Genomic DNA, 1,820 nt, shown 5'->3' on the forward strand with positions numbered 1-1,820 from the left:
TCACCCGCCGCAGGCTGCGGCAGTCGCGCCCACGTCGACACCGAGAAGCTCCGCGTCCCGTCGACCTGCGGCCGCGACGTACGGGCGTAACCGGTCTTTCCGTCGAAGTTCACAGCCTTGCCAGCCGTACCGGACACACCTGCCTGCACAACACCGGTCGCACTCAAGGAGTCGGACTCCGGGAATCCGGCCATCGGGCCCGTGGTCTCGTCGAAGTGCCAGACCGCCTTTGCCGGAACCCCCGACGTCAGCGGCCGATCAGCAGCGGAGTCGGCGACCTCTCCGGCGGACAGCGCCCTGTCCCAAACCTTGAGTTCGTCGAGGGACCCCTTCCAGGGGTCGACGTACCCACCCATGTAGCGGAATCGGCCGAGCTCCAACGGACCCCGGGACGCGAACGACTTCGGTGCGGGAGCCTGTGCAGCGAGGGTGCCGTCGACGTAGAGCAGCACCTTCATCGCGGCCGCGTCGTAGACACCGGTCAGATGGGTCCAGGTGTTCAGTGCCACCGGAACCGTACCGACTGCCGGCTGCCAACCGAAACCGTCGGCCAGGTCCGCGGTGTACGTGACGAAGGCCCACTTCCCGTCGCGTTCGCCCAAGTCGAAGAAGGCGGTGTTACCCGCCGCCTGGCTGACAGCGGTGCGGGTCAGGTTGACGTCGGCGAGATTGGCCCAGACGGAGACGGTGAAGCTCCGATCGGTGTCGAGGACGGCGCTCTCCGTGCCCGCGTAGCCATCGGCAGTGCCGTTGAAGGCGACGGCGTTGCCCTGACGGCCGGGCACGCCCACAGTCGCGCCCGGGTGAGGGGCCATCGCGACGTTGCCACCCGTGCCGGCAAAGCTGCCTCCGGTCGCCTCATCCAGGCCCCAACCGGCGCGCTGGGATCGCCCGTTCAGGACGTTGAAGTAGTAGCTCTGGGACTCGGAGACGTTTCCCGCACCATCCACGGCTTGGGCCGCGAGAACATGCACGCCAGGCGTCTCGGGGAGCATCTTGACGGTCCGCGGCGCCCCACCCGTGGTGGCCACCTCATGAGCCGCGGAAGCGCTCGTATCCAGGCCCCACTGGTACTTCACTACATCGGTGTTGGTCGAGCTCATGGTGAACTCGCCGTACTGGCCCACACCGTCGGTCCAAGGAAGCGTGGCCGCCGCGTCCGTCGAACCGGGGTAGGAGGAAGACGTGATCTTGGGCCCCTCCGGACGGGAGGTGTCGACACCGAAGTAGCACACGGTCGGGTCACCATCCGAGGACCACGGTCCCCAGCTCGCGCCGTCCCAGGCCCGCATCTCCCAGCCGTAGGAGCCACCGGCACTGGCCGGGAGTGCCGGCAACGACACCGAGAACAACGAACCTGAGCCCTTGAACGAATTGCTCGCCGGGGTCGCTGCCTCAGCACCCGTGGACCACCAGCGGCGCTTGTAGCCGGTGCTGCCGTCGTCCCACGCAACCGCGAACTGAACGCCGATGGCCTCGCCGTCCGGGTCACTCGCCGTCGCACTGATCTGCGGCCAGTTGTTGATCCCCACGCCGGTCGACGAACAGACGCTGCCCGGGGACATGGTCAGCTGGCTCATCGGGGTCTGGCGGGGCGGGAGGTTGTAGTAGACCCGCAGGTAGGCGTCGTCGGTCAGCCGCTTCCAGCTGTTGCTGTCGCCCTCGTTCTCCGCCTTCAGGCCGAACGTGGTCCAGGACCAGCCCCAGTTCGCGGCGTCCTGGACGAGATCCCTGACCCCGCCCGAGGAGCCGCCGAACTCCAGCCAGCCACCCGGGCAACTACCGCTCCAGCCCTTGGCCGCGCTCATCGTCTGCAGCTT

The 1,820-nt window shown here is 68.0% G+C and carries 1 protein-coding gene; it reads right to left on the reverse strand.

What is annotated here, in order from left to right; translation table 11 throughout:
• Nucleotides 1–1,808 (reverse strand): LamG domain-containing protein (locus tag AB0K43_RS31395; RefSeq protein ID WP_363645814.1); only part of this gene is annotated, 1,808 nt, incomplete at its 3' end.
• Nucleotides 1,809–1,820: the final 12 nt, after the last annotated feature.

This window comes from Kitasatospora sp. NPDC049258 (assembly GCF_040678895.1).
GTDB lineage: Bacteria > Actinomycetota > Actinomycetes > Streptomycetales > Streptomycetaceae > Kitasatospora.